At 56.9% G+C, this 3,486-nt stretch carries 4 protein-coding genes; 2 read left to right on the top strand and 2 right to left on the bottom strand.

Features of this window, described 5'->3' with window-relative positions; genetic code table 11:
• Positions 1-418 precede the first annotated feature (418 nt).
• Positions 419-538, bottom strand: coding sequence for a PAS domain-containing protein (locus tag CK219_RS30965; protein ID WP_176477203.1), 120 nt, complete (start codon positions 536-538; stop codon positions 419-421).
• 297 nt (positions 539-835) lie between these two features.
• On the opposite strand from CK219_RS30965, the gene CK219_RS30960 reads away from it, so the two are divergent.
• Together CK219_RS30960 and CK219_RS30955 are read left to right on the top strand one after the other, a co-directional pair.
• The gene (locus CK219_RS30960; protein ID WP_245340650.1) at positions 836-1,054 is read left to right on the top strand and encodes a hypothetical protein; all 219 of its coding nucleotides are present in this window, start codon (positions 836-838) and stop codon (positions 1,052-1,054) included.
• A gap of 5 nt (positions 1,055-1,059) precedes the next feature.
• Positions 1,060-1,467, top strand: coding sequence for a low affinity iron permease family protein (locus tag CK219_RS30955; RefSeq protein WP_095770214.1), 408 nt, complete (start codon positions 1,060-1,062; stop codon positions 1,465-1,467).
• A 1,221-nt stretch (positions 1,468-2,688) separates the two neighbouring features.
• Here CK219_RS30955 and CK219_RS30945 read toward each other — a convergent pair.
• The gene (locus tag CK219_RS30945) at positions 2,689-2,886 is read right to left on the bottom strand and encodes a hypothetical protein (RefSeq protein ID WP_095770213.1); all 198 of its coding nucleotides are present in this window, start codon (positions 2,884-2,886) and stop codon (positions 2,689-2,691) included.
• Positions 2,887-3,486 lie beyond the last annotated feature (600 nt).

The following is a 3,486-nucleotide window of genomic DNA, read 5'->3' as shown; positions in this document are numbered from 1 at the left end:
TGTGCCAGACGGCTCGGGATGACAGCAAAATCTAGGTTGGCGATCTTCCATGGCCTCAAAACGGCCAGCAATCCTATTGAGTTCGATCGAATATGCGAAGGTGGTTAACCGCCGCGCCGCGTCTGCTCACCCCGGCGCCGCCGCCGTTCTCGGGGATGAACTCGATGGAACCAAGGCCGATACTTGTGGTAGCAAAGGACCGCTACGTCGTGAACCTACTATCGGCGGACGCGTTCTGGTCAGGTTGCCACACAGCGCTGTCACGGAATTCGTTCCTTAAGGAACGCCGGCGGGTTGAATCCAGTCCCCGCAACCCAATTCTATCATAAATCAATAACCGTCCCGGTCTAAACAGGGCGGTTTTTTGCGTTTGCAAGTGCACGCAATTGTTCATGACGTCCTGAATGACGGTTTTATCTTAGTAGAAGGGGGCGATCTCCTGCCCGATATACTCGGCAGGCTCATAGCCCAACATGCGCAGTTCGGCAGTGTTTGCATGGACGATGCGCCCGTCCGCGTCGACAATGTGCAAAGCCAACGGCGGCGTTTTCGAAGAAATCTTCGTAGTTGACGGACACGAGGTCGTCTACCAGCCCGGAGGGCTTCGTATTTGCCATTGATGTCCCGTCAAGCGCGATAAGCCGTGAAGAAACTTCGGACGAGACGAATGGTTTCCAGCCACTATCAAGTCTCCTGCGTTCCGGCGGGTGACCTACCGTAATCTCCCCGGACGACCTGCGTTGCTGTGATCCCGTTTGCTCTCCCAGGCCAGTGACTTTGCAACCTCCTGGGCCACGCAACGTTGTGGGGAACCTCCAGCATGACATGGGACAGAATGAGCAAGGATATCGAGAACTGGGCCGACGCCTACGACGTAGTGACTTTCGCCCGCAAATACGGGCTCACCGTCCAACAAGCCAGAATCATCATCAGCTCAAACGGTCCTTCCCGTCACGGCTGCGACATGGGCGCAATTGCGTTCGTCAGAGCCATGCGATTGAGGGCAACCCGACCAAGCCGCACCAGGCAGAAGCCGACGCACCCCGCTCAGTGACTTCCATGACAGAACAGACAGGGGAACAGCTGGAAAAGACCTTCAGCCGGCTGGCCGGCAGTGTCGCCCGCGCGTGCGGACGCCCATGGGCCTTTGCGCTATGTCTCTTATCTTTGGTGGTGTGGGGGATTTCCGGCCCCGTCATGCACTACTCGGAGACGTGGCAGCTCGTCATCAACACCGGCACGACCATCGTCACCTTCCTGATGGTGTTCCTCATCCAGAACACCCAGAACCGCGACGGCGTGGCGGTCCAGGCCAAACTCGACGAGTTGATCCGCTCAGGCAATGCCAAGAACGACTTTGTGGGGCTCGAGCATCTGACCGCAGCGGAAATCGGGGAGGTGCTCAGCAAGCGTTCGCGTGCTGCGAAGCGGCGCCGCGAAAGGCGCGAAGCGCAATCGCGAACGTGACTAAGCCAGGACTCTGCGACGCGAAGATCGGATCATGCGATGGTGCATGATCGCCGATTTGGTGGTCAGAAATGATCAAGATCAAACCGCAAGGCCGCAGCACAGCTGCACGATCCTCTGCATGGTTGTCCGCAGACAGCGTCGAGTTGCTTAATGCGTGACGGGAGAGACGAAGACGATTTTGAAGCCGGGCTGAGTTGCTGGTTCCCCGGCTCATGAAAGAGACTGCAATTTCCGAACGGTAAGCCCGGGAATTGATTGAACTGATCGGCATGGACTGGCCATCGCTGGTCCGGGAGGCTCGCTTTCTGAAGGATGGGGCAGATGCCAGATATAATCAGTTAGTTACGAATGGTTGTGTGCAAAAATCGTACACGAAAGTTCTGCTTCTCTTCCTTTTTCGTTCCCCCGACAGAGCCGCCGACAGCCCTTTTCGGACGCTCTTCTGCCGACCATATTGACCGCTCTAATGCGGACGTTCGACCGGCTATCCGTGAACATTGTTGTCCGCCGCGGCGTCCACATGCTCCCTCCGGAATCGAAGCCATGGCAGGGGACAATAGCAAGCATGATTTCGCGAGCCCGCCCGCATCTCGGCGGAACGGGACTACGGAGTTGCCTACTTCGCCAGAAATTCCAGCTGTCCATCCCCGAGGTCAAAGAGCTCATCGTAAGGCGCGGCAATGACCGTCAGACGCTGGAACGGAAGGCCAAAGCGATGGCAGGCGCTGACGTTCAGCATAAGGGTTGAGCACCGCATAAAGAAACGCATTCCCTCCAATGAAGACTGCTGGCATAATGGTTTAGGGTCTACGCATTTTTCTGATTCAATGGCCTCTTTGCTTGGGTGACCGACGATTCCCCGACCCGCCCCCCGTTCGTCGGTTGCCCGATCCTTCGATGAAACCATCAGTGCCGGCGCTTAAGAAGTAGGGCTTGTCTCAGCAGTGAGGTCGGCCATATCCGGCAAATGTCGTATGCAAATCCTGTGCACGCTTCTATTAATTTCTTCCATTTTGCATCAAGCAAGGTGCCGCTCGAACCTACGCTCTAGAGCGCCCGGATCCGCTATCTGAGTTCAGTTCATCCGAGGAGGCCATCTCGCCAACCGGCTGCCCTTTCGTGCGAAAAACGGCCGCTGATGCTGCCGCGAACTGCAAGGGCGGCCCTTGCATCGTTGCGCTCATACGGGGGGCGTGAGCTCGCGAGCGCTAGACTATCCTATGGCAGGTGAGAGGCTCCGCCGTCGATCATCAGTCGCTCATGCTCTGAGAAAGAATGCCAGATCACTTGCCGCGCGTCGCGTTCATCCACCATCTGCCCGCACTTGGGGCAGCGGTAGAAATATTCGCTTTCGTGATCGGTAATCTTGCCGTTGAGATGAGGCTCAAATCGACCGAGATCGGATAGCTTTATCATGGTAACGATTCGATGTTCAATTTTGCTTTCCGGAACTAATTAGCTTTGACTGCTGGTTCAATCGCTGTGCCGAGGGCAGTATCCATTACCGCAGAAGGCTCGCCTTGCACCGTGCGTATCCCAATCCACCTGCTAACTGTTTTAGGGGCGGCCCAGCAGGCGCGGGTGTGACTGGATGGCCGCTGGGCCTGACCGGCGTGTTGGGGGTCGCCGGCTGAAACGGAAGCTTAGTCCTTTTCCCATATTTGCTGTTTCAGCAAAAAGGGGGACTGCTCCGAAAGCAGTAGTGCCCGGATGATCCGGCCCTCTGACGCACGAGCGCCAATGAGCGGTTCGTTTCGTGACGTTCACGAAAAAAGTCCCAGTTACTGCCCGCTCGCCGAGTGGGAGGGCAACGCGTTCCAGACAGGTCTACGCCTTGAATTCAGTCAGTCATAGTGATGCCGGCGTGGCTGGTCTCGTTTCGCAGTGGCCACGGAATGGCAACTGTGTTCATGCGAATGCGGTTTTGTCGCGAATGATAGCGTTGAGGACGACCAGGAGCTTCCTTGCGACGGCGATGATAGCGAGCTTCTTGGAGCCCGACCGGGCAGCAAGTGC

The sequence above is a fragment of the Mesorhizobium sp. WSM4313 genome (assembly GCF_002294725.1).
Taxonomy (GTDB): Bacteria; Pseudomonadota; Alphaproteobacteria; order Rhizobiales; family Rhizobiaceae; genus Mesorhizobium.
The sequence above is the reverse complement of the archived record's forward strand: the minus strand, read 5'-3'. Positions and strand labels throughout refer to the sequence as shown.

Coding starts and splice junctions, on each gene's coding strand:
- CK219_RS30960 (WP_245340650.1), top strand. CDS start 836: ATGAGCAAGGATATCGAGAACTGGGCCGACGCCTACGACGTAGTGACT.
- CK219_RS30955 (WP_095770214.1), top strand. CDS start 1,060: ATGACAGAACAGACAGGGGAACAGCTGGAAAAGACCTTCAGCCGGCTG.
- CK219_RS30945 (WP_095770213.1), bottom strand. CDS start 2,886: ATGATAAAGCTATCCGATCTCGGTCGATTTGAGCCTCATCTCAACGGC.